The organism is Hyphomicrobium sp. B1, from assembly GCF_049532635.1.
Taxonomy (GTDB): domain Bacteria; phylum Pseudomonadota; class Alphaproteobacteria; order Rhizobiales; family Hyphomicrobiaceae; genus Hyphomicrobium_B.
In genome coordinates this window covers 3,538,610-3,554,863 of the sequence record NZ_CP134871.1, presented here as the reverse complement: position 1 = coordinate 3,554,863, position 16,254 = coordinate 3,538,610, and the positions used below count along the sequence as shown (strand labels likewise).

Annotated in this window: 15 protein-coding genes; 7 read left to right on the top strand and 8 right to left on the bottom strand. The window is 55.8% G+C overall.

Translation table 11 applies throughout. The features are described from left to right. Positions 1-401 precede the first annotated feature (401 nt). Complete coding sequence (locus RLW55_RS16850; protein WP_423414843.1) at positions 402-947, top strand: hypothetical protein; 546 nt, start codon at positions 402-404, stop codon at positions 945-947. Between the two features lie 270 nt (positions 948-1,217). On the opposite strand, the gene RLW55_RS16845 is transcribed toward RLW55_RS16850, so the two are convergent. Then, positions 1,218-1,508 carry an SOS response-associated peptidase family protein gene (locus RLW55_RS16845; RefSeq protein ID WP_423416430.1) on the bottom strand — a complete coding sequence of 97 codons (291 nt, stop codon included), beginning with the start codon at positions 1,506-1,508 and terminating at the stop codon, positions 1,218-1,220. A gap of 108 nt (positions 1,509-1,616) precedes the next feature. Between RLW55_RS16845 and RLW55_RS16840 the strand changes: the two genes are divergently transcribed. The 3 genes from RLW55_RS16840 (at position 1,617) to RLW55_RS16830 (ending at position 2,663) form a co-directional block, all read left to right on the top strand. Beyond that, a complete protein-coding gene (locus RLW55_RS16840) occupies positions 1,617-2,177 on the top strand; it encodes a hypothetical protein (RefSeq protein ID WP_423414842.1) in 561 nt (186 codons plus the stop codon). Positions 2,178-2,197: 20 nt separating this feature from the next. Continuing rightward, positions 2,198-2,365: a hypothetical protein gene (locus RLW55_RS16835; protein WP_423414841.1), complete on the top strand. Its 168-nt coding sequence runs from the start codon at positions 2,198-2,200 to the stop codon at positions 2,363-2,365. Between the two features lie 115 nt (positions 2,366-2,480). Next, positions 2,481-2,663 carry a hypothetical protein gene (locus tag RLW55_RS16830; RefSeq protein ID WP_423414840.1) on the top strand — a complete coding sequence of 61 codons (183 nt, stop codon included), beginning with the start codon at positions 2,481-2,483 and terminating at the stop codon, positions 2,661-2,663. 306 nt (positions 2,664-2,969) lie between these two features. Here the strand turns inward: RLW55_RS16830 and RLW55_RS16825 are convergent, their stop codons facing one another. From RLW55_RS16825 to RLW55_RS16805, 5 genes are all read right to left on the bottom strand, one after another. Then, positions 2,970-3,422, bottom strand: coding sequence for a hypothetical protein (locus tag RLW55_RS16825; RefSeq protein ID WP_423414839.1), 453 nt, complete (start codon positions 3,420-3,422; stop codon positions 2,970-2,972). A gap of 40 nt (positions 3,423-3,462) precedes the next feature. Beyond that, positions 3,463-5,520: an AAA family ATPase gene (locus RLW55_RS16820; RefSeq protein ID WP_423414838.1), complete on the bottom strand. Its 2,058-nt coding sequence runs from the start codon at positions 5,518-5,520 to the stop codon at positions 3,463-3,465. Positions 5,521-6,133: 613 nt separating this feature from the next. After that, a complete protein-coding gene (locus tag RLW55_RS16815; protein WP_423414837.1) occupies positions 6,134-7,522 on the bottom strand; it encodes an HlyD family type I secretion periplasmic adaptor subunit in 1,389 nt (462 codons plus the stop codon). Continuing rightward, positions 7,519-9,429, bottom strand: coding sequence for a type I secretion system permease/ATPase (locus RLW55_RS16810; protein ID WP_423414836.1), 1,911 nt, complete (start codon positions 9,427-9,429; stop codon positions 7,519-7,521). The genes RLW55_RS16815 and RLW55_RS16810 overlap by 4 nt, the downstream gene beginning before the upstream one ends. 42 nt (positions 9,430-9,471) lie before the next feature. Then, positions 9,472-10,626: a hypothetical protein gene (locus RLW55_RS16805; RefSeq protein ID WP_423414835.1), complete on the bottom strand. Its 1,155-nt coding sequence runs from the start codon at positions 10,624-10,626 to the stop codon at positions 9,472-9,474. A gap of 307 nt (positions 10,627-10,933) precedes the next feature. On the opposite strand from RLW55_RS16805, the gene RLW55_RS16800 reads away from it, so the two are divergent. Further along, positions 10,934-11,875 carry a hypothetical protein gene (locus RLW55_RS16800; RefSeq protein WP_423414834.1) on the top strand — a complete coding sequence of 314 codons (942 nt, stop codon included), beginning with the start codon at positions 10,934-10,936 and terminating at the stop codon, positions 11,873-11,875. Between the two features lie 71 nt (positions 11,876-11,946). Here RLW55_RS16800 and RLW55_RS16795 read toward each other — a convergent pair whose 3' ends face one another. Next, the gene (locus tag RLW55_RS16795; RefSeq protein ID WP_423414833.1) at positions 11,947-13,056 is read right to left on the bottom strand and encodes a hypothetical protein; all 1,110 of its coding nucleotides are present in this window, start codon (positions 13,054-13,056) and stop codon (positions 11,947-11,949) included. Between the two features lie 229 nt (positions 13,057-13,285). Here RLW55_RS16795 and RLW55_RS16790 point away from each other — a divergent pair, with 229 nt between their 5' ends. Further along, the gene (locus tag RLW55_RS16790) at positions 13,286-13,996 is read left to right on the top strand and encodes a hypothetical protein (protein ID WP_423414832.1); all 711 of its coding nucleotides are present in this window, start codon (positions 13,286-13,288) and stop codon (positions 13,994-13,996) included. Positions 13,997-14,063: 67 nt separating this feature from the next. Further along, positions 14,064-15,038, top strand: a complete 975-nt coding sequence (locus tag RLW55_RS16785; RefSeq protein ID WP_423414831.1) for a glycosyltransferase family 2 protein — start codon at positions 14,064-14,066, stop codon at positions 15,036-15,038. Here RLW55_RS16785 and RLW55_RS16780 read toward each other — a convergent pair whose 3' ends face one another. Then, positions 15,039-16,112: a glycosyltransferase family 2 protein gene (locus RLW55_RS16780; protein WP_423414830.1), complete on the bottom strand. Its 1,074-nt coding sequence runs from the start codon at positions 16,110-16,112 to the stop codon at positions 15,039-15,041. Positions 16,113-16,254 lie beyond the last annotated feature (142 nt).

Below are 16,254 nucleotides of genomic sequence, written 5' to 3'. Positions count from 1 at the left end.
GCTCGTGAAGGGCCTAGCAGCAGGTGAGGTCGGCAGCTCGCAAGCACCGCGCCGGGCACGGGGTTCTCGAAGGCGCCGGTTCGGAGAGAGGGGGCGCGCATGCGTTACGCGAACCTATGGGACGTTATGAAATGCTTCGGGGGATTGTGGATAACTGTGATTGAGTTGCAACCCCGAAGTGCTGAATGTGCAAAAGCATACGCAAATGCACGACAGTCGCTGCGAATCCGATCAACGATTTGTGCGCGGGGGTAGTAGTGCGTAAATGAAGTCACTGGGGGAAATACAACCGTTATAATTTAGGCCTTTTTTAACCGGCTCGCGATTGTCGCGTAGCTGGCGAATCGCGTCTCTTGAGCTGAATAAGCGTTGGTGCGTTTTGTCCAGCTTGGGAGGTCGGCATGGCGCCGCCTGACGAAGATCCGATAAAATCGAATCCCGATCCGCCGGGGTGGTTTACGACATTGATAGGCGTACTAGCCGATATTGCGAGGGGCCTGGGCGATCTCAAAGAACCCATTGAAAAAGTTGCTAAGGGATTGGGATTTGTATGCTTCGTAATTGCCTTGGGCCTGAAGGCTGCGGGGCTGCAAGTTCCGAACCTATTTGAGGAAAAACCACCTCCGACCGTACAAAAGTTCGCCGACGCCAAGCCTTCGCCGCCTGAAGATCGTATACCGTTCGATGTTCCAGGGACGGCCTATGGGGGCGACACGGGTCCGGTAACAAGCACGCGGTACCTTGGCGAACAAGCGCTGAAGGATGCAGCGAAAGTACCAAAGTCTGCGGCAGCGAAAATGACGCCGCGATTATCGTCCCATACAGAACAGCAGATATCGAATTCCGCGGAATCGGCTTCGCAGTCGCCACCACATAACGTTCAATGGTTCCTGCATCGACTGTGTCCCTGGTTCATCGCGGCGCCCACCGAGGTGGCCGGGACCTAAGGAGAAAAGAAGCTGTTTTTTGGAAGAGGCTTGGCTGGGAAGCGCTCGGCCATCGCCTCTGCAAGTCTTCCTTGTCCTTGCCGCTCTGCCCAATCCGCATTGCGCTGGGCTCGAAGCTCCGCACCAAACGAACGCTACCTCGATCGAGCCACCCAACCGCTTTTCAAAGTGCGCTCGTCGCTGGGTAGCACTGGCCTGCGCTCATAATTGATGCTGTCGGTGAGGGCATTCGGCGTTGTCGTCATGAAGCTGTAGACGTCTATCTCACCGTTAGGGCCGTCCTTCTTCATGGGGGCCTTTCCATCGCCGCCAGATGCTAGCGAACGCGAAGAGACGTCTGTCCTCAATATGGCCGGGCGTGACGTCCTCTCCCTTCGCCGCGAACCAGAACCACTTGGCAGGCTTCTCCGCATTGGGCTCGCAGTATGAGGATGCCGGTAAGAGGCAGCGTCGTGGTCGAACGAGGGCCGTCAGAACCTTTGATGTCAGCAGCCCGTCGTCTCCCACGTTGGTGACGAGGCGCGGTCCACTCGCATGCTGCAGGAGCACAAAAACCCACATCATTGAAAGCTGCGGAAGTCGCCGCGCTGCTTTACGAATTCGTAGATAGTATTCATAACGGTGTGTGCTGATATTACCGATCGCCCGGAACAGAGATGTGCATAACTCATGGCAACAATGAAGCGATCTATCGATAAGCATTGGCTCGTGAAGAACCGATCTGAGATTCAAGAGCGGATGCTGAAGCTATATGAGCTACATGATTTCAGCGATACCGAAGACGAAGTCTCTACAGAGCTATGGCCGGTATACGGCGTCTTGATTGGCGTAGTCTTCTCGCTTTGGCGCGCTGTCTTCTTGATTCAGACCAATCGCGAGACGAAAGGCGAGATTGAACATGGCCGTGACTTGCTCAATTCACTTATCGAAACAAATTCTGTTTCATTCTCGACCGATCTAGCCACATTGGATTGGATGGCCGGTTTCTACGTGGCTAATGCGGCGCTTCGGCTCGGAGCTATAGCGGAAATGCCGAGGCTGGACGATATCTTAGAGTCGGACACGAGCGGTTGGTTAAAAGCAAATCTATCGCCATTCGATCTCGACATGATGACATTTACATCTGAGCATTTGAGCAACCAGTGGACGAAAGCGTTGCGGGGCTATGATATGATTTTCAGAGACTTGGACGCCTACAAGGGCCGAATCGGAAAGCCACGGAGAAGCTAAGCTACCGGGGGAAACCATAGATGGCGGAAGCTGATAGAGCCGAAGACAAGCAATATAAGGCCATCGTTCTAGGGCGGGCGCATGGAATGACGGCCGACAAGCTGATGGCGCGCCATTGGTGGCTCGGTGTTCCAATCGTCGTTTTTAGTGCGCTTGTGGGGACCACGACTCTGGCGACACGTGGTTGAGTGTTCTTAGCGGTATCATCTCGCTTGTCGTCGCAATCTTGGCCGCGCTACAGGTTTTCTTTGATTTTCAGGGCCGCGCAAAAAACACGGAGATGCTGCAGTCAAGCTTCAGACGTTGGCCGGCAAGAAGAACGTAACTGACGAGCAAATTGGAAAGATTGCTCCGCGAGTTTCCACGAAATTACAGATCGAAGCGGCTAATGCGGTGAAAGCTGAAGCTGTCGCCAACGCGGCGCCGGGTGTGGTGATTGGCAGGCCATTTATCGCAGATAAGTTACGCGATAAGTTTCCAACGTAAGTGCCACTCTATAGAGCTTAGAGCGCGTCGTCTTTGCATGCGCTCGCTCTTGGGACTGCTTCTTCTGTCCATACACGACTTCTTGGAAATCAGACAGGTGAGCGCGTAGCGCGCGGCTTTCATGAGATGGTTCGCACCGCCGATTTTAGGCGTCCCATTAGACGCGCCGTGTTGCTTACACAGAGCTGTGTTCGCTGCGCCATTCGTGAGGCCCGCGTCATTCACATAATGCAGGAGGTGTACTTTACCGAGCATGATGTGATGCGAAGGCAGCGGGAGCGAGCGCCGTCTGACGTGGGAGTGGTACTAGCTAGGGCTAAATAGCCAAACAGCCACCGCCGTCGCCGCGCTTACAAAAGCAAATGGACTAAGGTAATCGCTATTAAATAAGCCAAGAGTTACACCCGTAGCAGCCCAATAAAGAAACCCGCTCAGGCCAGCCCCAACTATTGTCGCTGACTCAACTCCGAAGAACGAGAACATCAGCGCAAAGACACAGGTAAGTCCGGCAAAAAGCGCTACAAGTGCTAAGAGGCAGCAAAGAATTACTGAAAACAGTGTTAGGCCGCCTGCCAACCCCTTGAAGCTTGGCGGCAAGCCAGAACCAGTGATGGCGGACCCAACGGCATCCAATGCGCCAGGAAAAGTTAGAACGGTTATGTAGATGCCGACAAGTCCAACCACAATTCCGACTAATCCGATAATCAGCTCAAACGACTTCTGATGTGCGCTATCGGGGCGCTCGATTTGCTGGCCCATTTTCCCCGCCTGTAGGTGCCGCGACGACAGAATTCATACCCTAAAGAATATGTTTGTTTATTGCTGCGAATACTCTCTCGGCTTTATCGAGGGTCTCGGCTACTTCAGGGGCGCTTCCATCCAAATCGCTTGGATTTCTAAGGAGCCAGTCAGCGGCTATGAAGTGATCGAAATCAGGAACTTCCGGCGGCAATGTTCGGCATGCCACTTCAACCAGCTTCACCAGCCGTTGAGTTTTTGCTTCCTGCAAGTCGAGCTTTGCCGGCGTCAATCGCTTGGCGCCCTTTAATCCGAGTGCTTCGTTCACGAGACGAAGATAAAATTCTGTCGCAAAGATATCCTCGACGTCAGCCTCGGGAAGCCCCAAGACTTCCGCAAAGTTCATAATCCTTCCGTCACTGAGAATAGCGCTTCTCTTTAGTTGATCCAGCTTGGTTCTATCTGCGGCGCAAAAATCAGACATCACAGCGATTTCCAGCTTGTTTCCTGCGAAAAGAGAGACAAACGATTTAATTTTATCCAGTCCTCCAGCGGGGCAAATCGCCCAGCGGGCATCGAGATGAGGGCGTTTTCGCTTCCGAAGTTCGTTTGAAAGGACGTTGAAGTAGATGATGTCGCTTGGACCCTCAACTAGTAGGGTGTGCTTTCCCAGAAACAGCGTCTGCGTGATGTCGTAACCTAATGCGCCTTGAAGAGGAAAGAGAGAGTCGGGATCGACCGACAAAACCTCGTCGCTTACCCGCGTCCCTTTGGTTGTCCAAAGACCCGGCTTTTTTTGCTCAATTTGGTCCTCGACAACTCGGGATAGCGTGAGATCCTCAGGCGGAACCATGAATGGAGAATGTGTGGTGAAAATAAGCTGGTGATCGGGCAGCAAACGCTCTTTGAAATATCGCAGAAGATCGGCTTGGGCCTTGCCGTGCAGCGTAAGGCCGGGTTCGTCCAGTAGCAGGACCATATCGCCTTGCGTTTTCCTGACTTGAGCGAACTTCACCAGAAACGAGAAGAACCATATAAATCCTGCACTCCGTTCGGAGAAAGGTACGGAAACTCGGTGAAGCGTGTTGCGCACACGTGCTCGCGCAATTGTTCCCTCGTTGAACGGAGGGTCATCCTTAGGTTCAGCTTTGGTTACTCGAATATCGATTTCTAGAAATGGATTTTGCGTCCAATACTCTCGAAGTTGATCGGTGATGGAATTAGATGCACCTTCGCACTTAGCGTTGAGGGATTCGTATGTGTTGGTGCTTCGGATTTCCTCTAACGATGTGCCGGCAAACTCAAGAAAATCCATGAACACTAGCTCGCCGGAGTTTAGCGGCTCTTGATAATTTTGTGCGGGGACTTGGTATCCGTCGGCATGCTGATGTGCAGGGACGTTTCGTTGTCGAAAATATCTTTCGTTGCTTTGAATGTTGTCCAGTCTGATTTGCCCAGCCATTCGATCGTAGTGTGAAAAATACATAAAATATGGAAGCCGCTTGGATAGAAATTCCGAGAGTGCCCCAATAGCGTTTTTTCCAGGCAGCTTTTGGATGTATTCGAGAAGTGCACTTTGCTTCTCAGTCGGGGTTTCAAGCGCTTCCAGCGCTTTTCGAAGTTCGTCGGTTGTGGAGAGTTTTGCGAGCGGGGAGCGTTCTTCTTCATCTAGCTCGTGTTTTGCAATGAGGAATTTCGATATTTTTTTGTATTGAAGCCCATCGCCCCATTGGGGGGAGCTGTCCCCATATCGGCGAAACGCATCAATCCGCATTGCTTGGAGTCCGTTTTCTTCCGTCACTGCGAGGCAGTCTGGGCCGAGGATCGCGGTGAGTTCTTCCTGCTCTGCAGGTTCAAGTGCCCAGGTAGTAGTAATTACGGCCGCCTGCGCATTCGGATGGCGCGTTTCATAGTCGTTAAGGTGACGCCGCGGGTAGTGCTGCTCTTTATCAAATTTGAAGGGCGTTGATGGGTGAGGGTTCAGTCCGCAAAGAGCGTTGAGGATCGCGGTCTTTCCGGCTTCATTTTTGCCGACCAAACAAATTTCATCTCCAACTTTGACAGGACCGCTATCTTCGACACTACGGAAATTCGTCACGTGGAAACTTTCCAATCGCATAAAAAATCTCCCGCCCTTAGCCTCACTGTTGAGTAAACGGTCGTGCATTGGGCTGCCAGACTCGAACGCTCGGGACGCGACGCTATCCCCACCTAAGTCTGACTGTTGATCTGGCTCTTGTGTGGGGTCACTTGAAAACTGTCACACACCACTGCTACACGGAGCGTATCGGGCAGTTGGAAAATTCTAATTAGATCAATGGTGTGTGGCGGGCATGTTCGAATCCAGCCCTCTCCACCAAGACCCCGTCTCCACCTGGAGAGGGCAGGACGGAGCAGCATGAGCCGCCGACGTCTGCGATGCCGAGAAAGCGGTCATGGAGTCATGTTCCGCCCGAGAGTTTTTGGAATCCCGAGAAGTCGGTCATTCGCCGAAACTCAGACATAAAACCCTGGGCTGAAAAGAGCACCAGCATAGATCAAAACGTCCAACGGGACTTCTCTGCCCGACGTCGGACAAGGTCACGAATCTCTGGTGGTTAAACTATGTACTCTGCCGAGCGGCTTCGTCATTAAGAATGGCGGTTGAGATTTGATTGAAGCCCGCACCATGATTCGATATTTTGGCCACGGGCAGCTGGGATTCGGAATGCAAGTGAACGGGCCCAATCCGATCACTTCTCGCGGAACGCGCGCGAGAAGCTGTCCATCACCGGCTCCATGATGTAGTCAAAGAACGTGCGTTCGCCGGTTCGAATGTAGAGGTCGACCGGCATGCCTGGAGTTGGCTTGAAGTTCGGTAGCTTCCTTGCCGCATCTCCTTCATCAAGCTTCACGCGAACGACAAACGAACCGTGATCGGTCACGGAGGGTGTTTGTGTGACGAGATCAGGCCTGTCCGAGATGGTATCTGCGGAGAGATAGACAACGCGGCCGTCGATCATCGGAGTGACGCGCTGGTTCAGCGCCGAGAGCCGTACTGTTGCCGGCTGTCCCTCTTTGACGTGCACGACCTGATCGGGACTGACCCGGCTTTCGATGATGAGGTCATCGTTCACCGGCAAGAGTTCTAAGATCGTTCCGCCGGCTGGCACAACGCCGCCTGGCGTATGCTGGTTCAGCTTCACGACGATCCCGCGGACAGGGGCTTTAACGTCCGTCCTCTGTACAACGTCGGTCGCGGACCTGATCTGCTCCGTAATATCGTCCAGGTCGGATTCGGCCTGGCGCAGTTCTTCGACGGATTTCTGCGTTGCCGTGGAGCGGATCGACGCGATCTGTTGCTCGGCGCGTGCGATCTGCTGGCGGCTATCGGCAACGCGGCCGATTAGTCCGCCCAATTCGCCATTCAACGCCGCCTCGTCGCGCTGAACCGAGAAGACTTCCGTCCGGCGGATAAGGTCGCGGTCGAGGAGGGCATTTTTATCCTTCAGCTCTTCCCCGAATATGCTCAGTCGCTTTTTGGTCGAGGAGATCTGAGCCTCGTAGCCGGAGATGCTTTCCTGCAATCCTGCGATTTCCTTGCGCAGCACCGCTTCCTCGGAGTTCATCCGGTCGCGACGCGCATCGAGTTCAAGCTGTTGGTGTGTGAGAATGATTTGAACTTCTGGGTCGTTGCGATTGATCGTGACGGTCGAGGGCAGTTGGAATGTCGCCTTGCCGGCGAGTTCTGCTTCGAGGCGAGCCTGTGTCGTTACCAGGCGATATTTTCTAAGCGTCAGCATACGAAGTTTCGCCATTGCTGGCGTCGGATCAAGCCGCACCAACGTCTGGCCAGCCTCGACCAATTCGCCTTCCTTGACTTTTACTTCGCTGACAATTCCGCCTTCGAGGTGCTGCACTTGCTTGTTTTGTCCGGCAGCCACGAACGTGCCAGTCGTGACAACAGCTCCGTCGAGAGGCGCAGTCGTCGCCCACGCGCCGAACCCGAGGGCACAAACCGCAACAATGCCTAGTCCCGCAATGATTGGAATGCGCGTGCTTCGCGGCACGCTGGCATGCCATTGATCTATACTGGGACAGCCGAGAAATACGTGGCCTTGGGTCAAATCCTGATTGCTCATGGTGTTGCCCCCGAGGCTGCCGTTTGCTTCACGAGGCGATGCAGGACTTCTCGAGGCGATCCGAACCCTTCCAGCCGGCCTGCGCGCAGCACGAGAACTTTATCGACTGAATTCAGGAGCGCGGGACGCTGCGTGATCAACACCATCGTGACGCCTCGCGTCTTGGCTTTCTTCATGCTTTCGGCAAGGGCTTGCTCACCGACGGAATCGAGATTGGAGTTCGGTTCGTCGAGCACGATCAGGGACGGGTTGCCGAAGAATGCCCGAGCGAGCGCGATGCGTTGTTTTTGTCCGCCTGAGAGCGGCGCTCCGTTGCGGTCGAGCACAGTCTCGTATCCGGCCGTCAATTGGCACACCATGTCGTGCACGCCGGCGGCGGCTGCTGCTTCGTAGATGTCGTTGTCCGGCAGATCGGTACGAAGGCGGCAGATGTTTTCTTTTATCGATCCCGGAAAGAGTTCGACTTCCTGGGGGAGATAGCCGGTGTATTCGCCGAACTGGCGTCGATCCCAATTCCGAAGCTCGGTGCCGTCGAGCCGGACTCGTCCCGCCGTCGGAAATTGACAGCCGACGAGGATACGCGCGAGCGTCGACTTTCCTGAACCGGAGGGTCCGACAATCGCCAGGGACTCTCCCGGCATGACTTCAAAGCTGATGCCGTTGAGGATGGGCTCTCTGGTCCCAGGCGGAATGTATAGCAATCGCTCGACAGTCAACTTCCCTGCGGGGCGGGGGAGACGAAGTTTGGGTTTTTCGGCTCGAAGCCCTTCAAGGGTCGCGCGCACACGAGCATACGCGCCGCGTGCCTGCACGAGCGAACGCCAGCCCTCTATCATTCCTTCGAGCGGCTGCAATGCGCGGCCTGCGATGATCGATGCCGCGATCATCATGCCACCCGTCAGCGCTCCGGAAAGGGCGAGGTGCGCGCCCCAGCCGAGAATTGCGACCTGGGTGACGAGGCGGGCAAATTTCGACGTGCCGCTGATCCAAAAATTTCGGTCGTGCGCGCTGAGCTGCAATGAAAGCGCCTGCGCCTGCTCACGTCCCCAATGCAAGATGCCTTCGTTGAGCATGCCCATCGCGTTGATGACCTGTGCATTGCGCGCGAGGGATTCAGCGTGCGTGTCCGCTTTCGACGCCAGTGCACCAGCTTTGCCCATTGGCCCGGCTGTTGCGGTCTGGTTCAGAACGGCGATGCCGGAAAGTATGAACCCGGAAACAAGCACGATCGCGCCGAGGCTCGGATGAATGAGGAAGATGACGCCGAAATAAAATGGCGAAAGAGGCGCATCAAAAAGCAGGAGCATCGTCGGACTTGCGAGGAAGCCACGCACCTGATGCAGCGAGCGGAGAGCCTGGACGTTGCCGCCTTCACCGGTGGGCGCGCTCATCAAAATGCTGGCGAGGATAGGACCGCCCAGAATGGTTTCCATGGATGCCGCCAGGCGTCCAAGAATTTGGCGGCGGAGAATGTCCAGCATCGACATCGTTGCCAGAAGCCCGAGGGCGAGCCCTGACAGCATAAGCAGCGTGTCGAGGCTGCGGCTCGTCAGCACGCGATCAGATATCTGGAAGAGATAGATCGGCATTGTCAGCATCAGGACGTTGACGAATACCGAGAAGACGGCGACCGTTACGAATGTACGCCGCGCGGTCGCGCGCCAACGCGCCAACGGGTCTGCTGTTTCCGGCGGCGGCACGCTGGAACCCACGATTGTCGTGCCGCGAAATGTTCGCTCGATTTCACTTTTGATTTTTAGCAGGTGCTGAAGCGCAGGATGTATGCCTGAGAGTTCACCGCCGCCCATTTGGGCCTGCCCGGGCAAAGACACAACGGATTGTGCGCCTTCGCTATCGGTCGCGAGACTGCTTTCCTGCGTCTGGACACCGCCGACTGAGCTTGCCATCACATAATTCCCTCTACGCCGAGGTAGCGGCGCCCCTCACACTCAGCCGAGCAGATTGTGATGAGTGCTTCCGTTCAGTTCGTCACTCAGGATATGCAGCGACGACTGGTGATCGCTTGAGTGGTCGCTGGACGTTTGATCGCTTGACGGCAGGTGACCGATGCCGAGCGCACTGGTGATGATGCTTGTGATGCTGCCCGTGTCCGAAGACATCACATGGCTCTCGGCGGAAGCGACATCTTGGACGGAAATATTATATTGCGAATAGCCGTTCTGGGCATCGACGAACGCGTGCTCGGTTGTTGCGGATGAAAAGTTTAGCGAGCCCGGAGCGGCGATTCCCAAGTCGTTCGCGGCAGCATGAAGAATGTCTAGAGGCGCTTGAACCGCGTCGGACACCGCAGTTGTCAGAACATGGTCGAGAGAGCTGGCGATCGTTTCGATCGAAGAGGGCAGGTTCGCGATTAGATTGCTCGGCGAGGCCAGTGTCGACGTTACTGCGTGCAGGGACGTATCGACTGTGTCTCCCAAAGCGGAAACCAACGAGGTTGCAACATGTCCAACCTCGCCCACAACATCGCCGATGAGGTGCGTGGCCGAGCCCACGACATCGCCAACCGTTTCGACGACGGTACCGACATGGTCTATGATCGTAGTTGTTCCGGTTCCGTCGCCGCCAGTAGTGTGCCCGCCGGTATCGGAGTGGTCCGGCTCGGTGTGTATGGCGACCTCTGCTTGGTAATTAGCTGAGATGCCGGAAGTAAACGTCGTGGGATGGGCAGCGCTCGTGTCCGACGGGGAAATGTCTGCACTCTGTGCCGCAGAGATCGCGGAGGGAGAGATGAGGTTCGTCGCCAGCCGCCCCTCCGATTCTGGGACGGGGAAACCTGATGGAGCATGTTCTAACGGGGGAGAATCCATCCCTGGATGCTGAGGCGTAGACGCCTGCGCAGTCGTGTCACCGGTGTGCGGGGCATCAGGCGCGTTCCCGCCGGTCGCTGCTGCTGCGTGGGCGGCGCCCCCAGCAACCTCTGTCGCGGTGAGAAAGTTGGCGAGGAAAAACGACCACGTGAGAAAATTCCATAGACCGCGCTGACGTTCCGGCCGTGCCGCCGAGGCGACATCCAAGCTCGGCAAAGTTCTCGACGCAGGTTGCCCGGTGATGGTGAAAGGAGATGGCAAAGACCAAATTGACATTAATATCGCCTCCGAGATTATCCTCGTTTTCGACGTGCCAATATCGCGCCGTCGAGTTACGACATGCGTTAGAAGAACCAGCAGCGTCTCATCTCAGACGGGCCGGCAGCGACAAAATTGGTGTTCAGGGCAAACGGAGCTTCAACAAATTCCGAACGATTGTTCGTTTTGCCGCGCGCGTCGCGACTGCGTCGGAGGGAACGGCGCGAAGGTCATATGAAACGTCTTCTGGGGAAAAGTACGGTCGGAAGGGAACTCCTGTGGTCGTTGCCGATTGATTTCCGAGCATCTCGCGCGGGGGACAGCGATGGGGCTACGAACGGTTCTTGGGCTCAAGCGGAGCAAAACGCTGAGTCGCTCGAAGGGCCCAAAATACGGGGTGCTAAGTTTTGGCTATCAGAACTTTTTCGCCTTCGAGCAGCAGCTCCAACGCTCTGGTTCCTACGACATAAATCTCGGAGACAATGCGCAGTCGATTGCGGCGCGAAGTCTTTTGCGGGAGTTCGGCATAGGAGACGAGCAGATCGTTGCCGTGAACCGAGACACGCTTCCTCATTACTCGGGGCCGCCCTGTACGCTGATAATGAATGCAGTGTTCTTTCAGCAATCATTTCCCCTGCCAGCTTCGATACGCCCGGTCTTTTTGGGGTTCCAAGCTAGCGAACAGGTCATCAAAGACAATATTGCGCTGTTCAAATTGCACCAGCCCATCGGATGTCGAGACACTGCCACGACCGAGAGGATGAGAAGGTACGGGGTGGATGCATTTACGACGGGCTGCATAACGATGTCTCTTCCGCGCCGAGAGGAAGAGCCTGCCGATGGGTGCTTGCTCATCGTATACGGTTCCGATTTCCCCTCCTCGGTTTTGCAGTACATTCCGAAAGATCTGAGCGAGCGATGCGAGTTCATTTATCATCGCTTGCCGGTCGCCGAATTTCCTGTATCGGCACATACGTGCCAGACGGCGGAATCTTACGAACGCGTGCTACTCGACAGGTACCGGACGACGGCGAAGCTCGTGTTGACGCCTTTGCATCATGTTGCGGCGCCGTGCATGGCCATGGGAATACCCGTCATAGTCTGTCGATCTGACAGCGACGAGCGGTTCAGTTTTCTAAAGGATTTTACGCCGATATACACGCCGGAGACTTTTGCGGCGATCGACTGGAAGCCAGAACCTATTGACGTTTCAGCCGTTAAAAGCCGCATCCGAGAGGTTCTTTGCGCAGCCATCGGCAAGGCGTGAATCCGAAGCCGCTGCGCGATCAACGGCAAGGATACGCGGCCGGCCCTGTTGAGCCGGCCGCATGACGTACGTTAGGCCGCGTGATGATCCAGCAGGTGCAGTGAATCCAACGCGCCTCCGATGTCATGGTCACCCAAGAGGCCTGTCAGTCCGTCGACATGACCAAGGAGATCCGTGCCGGCCGCCGAATGGTCGCCGAGCAAGGCGCCGGCCTGACCGAGGACGTCAGACAGCGGGGTGCTGTGCGCAAGCCCGTCGGTAGAGCCCAGCCCGTTTACAATATTGGAGATATTGCCCACGAGCGATTCCGTGCCAAGGCCGTGCCCGTCGGCGACATTATTGATCAAGCCGCCTTTGGCGAAAAGGTCGTCATAGGACGCGACGACCCCTCCGGTGAGCGAACCATGGGACAGATTTGTGAGGACATCATCGACGACGCCGCTGGGTCCGATGAGATCACCGGTGGTGGTCAGGTTCGAAGTTGCGCCTGGGGAAAGATCGTTGACGGTGTTGGCGACGGTGTCCGGAATATCGCCCAAGAGAGCAGGCACTTCGGAGACGAGGGGTAGTGTGCCCTCAATGCCATTGAGCTGGTGCACAAGGGATTCTAGTCCGCTGCCATATCCGTCACCGATGTTGTCGAGGATGCCTCCATGGGCGAGGACGTCAGCATACGAGTCGAGCACCGCGCCAGACAGCGATCCGTTGTGAATGTTGGTCGCCACGTCATCGAGAATGCCGCTCTGACCTATGACGTCACCGGTCAGAGTGTAGACATTGCTGATACCGGGTGAGAGGTTTTCGCCTATATCGACGAGTGAGCCGTTTACGCTGCTGACGAGGTCGGCAACGGGATCGAGCGCGGTCGTGAGTTGGCTCACAAGGGGAATGTGATCAATAGCTGGCAAATGCTCAGCTAGCGTATTTTCAATTCCGACGCCGCCGCCGTTGAAGATATCAGGCACGGCCCCGCCCTTAACCGCAACGTCACTGTATGTGTTGTCAACGCCGGTGCCGAGTGGGCCGTCGGTGAGGCCGTGCAGAAGATCGTCCGTCACACCGGACGTGCCGGCGACGTTGCCGATAAGAGATGTCGAATTGCCGGCCGAGTCGGGGAGGATGCCCTCGAGCAGGCCACCAATTGTATTGGAAAGTCCCAAATTGCTTTGAAGAATGCTCATTACCGCTCTCCTTGCGATTGCACCTAAGGGTAATTGGCTTGGTGAGGTGCAGTTTCGTCGCCCAGAGCGGCGTGTCTGCCGAAGTTCGTTGAATGGTTTACTTCAGATAAACGAGCGTCTCGCAGACGCGCATTCCGCGTGACGAAATTTGTGCCCTCGGCGTCTGTCGAAGTCACTCGAAGCGGCGAAAGCGAAGTTCCCCACAACTTGTTAGGCCGTTTTTCTTGCTGTGGCACAGATCACGATTTCTAATCGCGATCGCATGCGGGAGTCGATTTTGAATATGCAGACTGTTCGCCTCTTCAATGAGGTGGGTTTCTTGAGATTTATTCCTCAGCTTCGCAGGCCTATGACGGTGGCTATCGTTGGAAACGGCCCGATCGATCCGCTCCATGCCGACGAGATCGATGCGCATGATCTCGTCTTCAGGTTTAACGGCTGTCGAAATTATGGGATGTCAGGGCATCGAACCGATTATCTCGTTTTGACCAACACAGGTGAGCCCGCTCGCCAATTCGCATTCGATCCGCTGGCTCTCAATGCGCGCGCAGTCGAGGCGGCAGGTCGGATACTCCTTGCGCGGCCACCTAATCTTGTCGCTTCCGAGCTTCGGCGTTTTCCCGACGATCGAGAATATTGGGAGACGTTCGATCCAGATCTCATCGGCCGCATTCGCCATAAACGTTGGACCTACATGCGCGCACATATATATCGCAAAGCGCGCGCAGTCTTGATGTTATACGGCGCAAGAACAACGGATCAGCCGAGCACGGGTATTTTGGCTATCTTCCATATCGCTCAGCAACTCCGACGACGTATGCAGCCGAGCGCAATAACCTTGTACGGCTTTACCCACCAAGGATGGGATCGCCACCCGTGGAGTGCGGAAAGACAACTCATAGACGACCGTTGGCGCGGCTGGGTCCGTCGCGCTCAGTAGGTCTCGGTCGGATTATCAGACGCAGATTGTTCTGTTGCGTAGCGTCAGCGAGAGCTAGGACGACGACATGGAAATGATCACGCGTTCCAGAAATGCATTTCGAATCGCGGCGCCGCAAAGGGACACGTTGCTTGCGGTATGCGTATGCACATACGGACGTCCCAAATCCTTGCACGATTGCCTTGCGTCGCTGTCGCGTCAGCAACCCGTCGATAATGTCAGATACTTCGTAATTGTGATCGACAACGACGCCGCGTGTTCGGCCATGCCGATCGTAAGCGCGTCCCGGTCAGGTGCGTTCTATATCGCGGAGCCGCGGCGCGGCATCGCCTACGCCCGAAACAGAGGCCTTTCTCTCGCCGCGAGATTGGAAGCCGACTGGATCGCATTCATCGACGACGATGAGATTGCAGACGACCAGTGGCTTCGCGGCCTGATGGCGCCGGAATATAGTTCCGTGCCGATACTGCGCGGGCATCGTATCCTGTGCTTACCGGTCCCCTCCCCGTTTTGGGCGACGCAGGTTAAAGAAAAGCCGCCCGTGGAAGGTGCCGAGTGCCATACGGCCTATACGCACAACGTTCGGTTCAGCCGCGCCTTAGCGGATCACGGGCTGCGGTTCGATGAGGCTTTCGCCTTCAGCGGAGGCGAAGACGTCGATTTCTTCACGCGCGCACACAAATGCGGATTTGAAATCCGGCAAACCGCACGCGCCGTGACTTACGAGACAATCCACTCTGAGCGGTTGACCTACACGCGTCAATGCGCAAAGTCATTTTGGACCGCCGCGGCCAACATGCGAGAGGCTATCCTCCGAAAGGGGTTAGCCAAAGCTCTCTCTGCCAAGTTCCATACAATCCCGCTGAATCTTATCATCGGGCCCGCCCTCATTGCCGGCAGTCCTTTAGCTCTCGCACTCGGCGTCGAAGCATTCAAAAGGACAGCGCTCGTCGGAGGCGACAAACTGGCGAGAGCTATGGGCCGCCTGGCGGCCATCGTGGGATATCTACCGGCGCCTTATCTCCACGTCGACGGCGAATGATCAGAAGCCGGCGTAAAACGCGATAAGCTGCAGTAGGCCTTGTTTGCGATAGTATCCCCGAAGCGCACGCCGAACGGCTCGCCGGTTCTCGCGCCCGGAGACCGCTTTTACGTTTGCGTGCTCTTTCACATATCGGACATCGTCTTTGTCGAGACTATACGGACGAAAACGTGAAAGCTCGATGAGCTTCAGTGCCGACGCTGATCGAAGATAGCGCTGTTCCTGCGGCGTCAGCATGGGCTCGAAAATTTCAATAATGCCAGAAAGCGACTTTGCCGCCCTGCATTTCGTTAGAAGTGCGGAATCGAATTCGATGTCGGGCATCATGAGATCGTAGCGCGCTGCGGAAATGGCCGCCAGCTGACTATATACGGCCTGGATGCGACCCTCGATAACTGACGATCCTGAAATACTTCCGGTGTGAATGCGGTAGAGGCCGAGAATATCGCCCATATTCTCGAGGCGACCATAGCGGATAGCCCGCCAATACAGGTCGCTATCCTCGCAATGGAAGGAATGTCGATATTTCAACTCCTTTAGCACGGATGCACGCATCATCAAAAATGGGTGCGGAAGGTAGGGCTCACAAGCGGGATATGCCGTATAGTCGCCAGAGCAGCGGTTCGCGGGATAATGACGACCGCCGGTGAACTGTCCGCTTGCGTCGATATGGAAATGCGCGCCGCTGACGGCGATGCAAGATGGACGCTCAGCCAGATAGTCGACTTGCATGGCGATACGTGCCGGAGTCGAAATATCGTCGGCATCCTGCCGGGCTATAAATTGGCCAGATGCGACGGTGAGGCCATAGTTGAGCGCATCCACAATCCCGCTGTTCTGTTTCGCGAGATAGACGATGCGCCGATCGGCGGCCGCCAACTCTTGTACGATCGCTGCCGTTCCGTCCGTTGACCCGTCGTCGACGATGATGATCTCAAGATCGTCATAAGTCTGTCGGCGCACGCTCTCGATGCTGCAAGCGATATAAGTTTCTGCATTGTAGACAGGAACGAGGACGCTCACCAGCGGACGCCCGGCGGCGCTCTGTTTTCTCAACGTCGGCGATATTTCCATGCCGCCTCCAAAAAATATGAGCGACTCAAACACCTATGACCAGCGAAACGTCTGTCAGCAATAAGACCAAGCAACGACCGAATTAACGCCTGTGCGTCAACGAAACGACGCGGCGACTCCGCAATATTGCGCCATCAAAAAG

Bases quoted from the DNA above. Each gene is read 5' to 3' on its own strand.
- RLW55_RS16850 (WP_423414843.1), top strand. From the start codon at position 402: ATGGCGCCGCCTGACGAAGATCCGATAAAATCGAATCCCGATCCGCCG.
- RLW55_RS16845 (WP_423416430.1), bottom strand. From the start codon at position 1,508: ATGTGGGTTTTTGTGCTCCTGCAGCATGCGAGTGGACCGCGCCTCGTC.
- RLW55_RS16840 (WP_423414842.1), top strand. From the start codon at position 1,617: ATGGCAACAATGAAGCGATCTATCGATAAGCATTGGCTCGTGAAGAAC.
- RLW55_RS16835 (WP_423414841.1), top strand. From the start codon at position 2,198: ATGGCGGAAGCTGATAGAGCCGAAGACAAGCAATATAAGGCCATCGTT.
- RLW55_RS16825 (WP_423414839.1), bottom strand. From the start codon at position 3,422: ATGGGCCAGCAAATCGAGCGCCCCGATAGCGCACATCAGAAGTCGTTT.
- RLW55_RS16820 (WP_423414838.1), bottom strand. From the start codon at position 5,520: ATGCGATTGGAAAGTTTCCACGTGACGAATTTCCGTAGTGTCGAAGAT.
- RLW55_RS16815 (WP_423414837.1), bottom strand. From the start codon at position 7,522: ATGAGCAATCAGGATTTGACCCAAGGCCACGTATTTCTCGGCTGTCCC.
- RLW55_RS16810 (WP_423414836.1), bottom strand. From the start codon at position 9,429: ATGGCAAGCTCAGTCGGCGGTGTCCAGACGCAGGAAAGCAGTCTCGCG.
- RLW55_RS16805 (WP_423414835.1), bottom strand. From the start codon at position 10,626: ATGTCAATTTGGTCTTTGCCATCTCCTTTCACCATCACCGGGCAACCT.
- RLW55_RS16800 (WP_423414834.1), top strand. From the start codon at position 10,934: ATGGGGCTACGAACGGTTCTTGGGCTCAAGCGGAGCAAAACGCTGAGT.
- RLW55_RS16795 (WP_423414833.1), bottom strand. From the start codon at position 13,056: ATGAGCATTCTTCAAAGCAATTTGGGACTTTCCAATACAATTGGTGGC.
- RLW55_RS16785 (WP_423414831.1), top strand. From the start codon at position 14,064: ATGGAAATGATCACGCGTTCCAGAAATGCATTTCGAATCGCGGCGCCG.
- RLW55_RS16780 (WP_423414830.1), bottom strand. From the start codon at position 16,112: ATGGAAATATCGCCGACGTTGAGAAAACAGAGCGCCGCCGGGCGTCCG.